1 protein-coding gene is annotated in these 550 nt (G+C 42.5%); it reads left to right on the top strand.

What is annotated here, in order from left to right:
* The coding region (locus R7093_RS27380; RefSeq protein WP_318147303.1) for an alanine:cation symporter family protein at positions 1-330 on the top strand (330 nt) is incomplete at its 5' end.
* Between the last annotated feature and the right edge of the window lie 220 nt (positions 331-550).

Raw genomic sequence — 550 nt, 5'->3', positions numbered from 1 at the left:
ACATTTGGCCCAATGCTGGTGTCTATCGGTCTGATGTTCTTTGCGTTTACAACGATCCTTGGTTGGAACTACTACGGTGAGCGTTGTGTGGTGTTCCTAATGGGCACAAAAGCGGTTCTGCCTTACAAGATTATCTTCCTTGCTCTAGTGGCTTCAGGCGCGTTCCTGCATCTAGACATGATTTGGATTCTGGCAGATATCGTAAATGGCTTGATGGCGATCCCTAACCTTATTGGTTTGATTGCGCTTCGTCATGTTGTACTAGCAGAAACTAAATTGTTCTTTAACCCTTCAGTTCAATCTGATGATCTTGATGCGGTAAAAGCATAGCTCTACAAAGAACCGTTAAGCCTGCACTTAAACGAGTTAGAAACCTTAAAACACAAAGCCCGCTCATGTTTAGCGGGCTTTATTTTTATCTAGATTCAGATGACAACGTTAATCACGTAACCACTGATGTTCAACCTTCTCTCCACGCTGTTCAAAAAACTTAGCGTTTTGCTGTTTGAACTGATCAACTTTAATATCCGCGATTGGCCAATGGGCAAAA

The sequence above is a fragment of the Vibrio sp. 1580 genome, assembly GCF_033340055.1.
The sequence above is the reverse complement of the archived record's forward strand: the minus strand, read 5'-3'. Positions and strand labels throughout refer to the sequence as shown.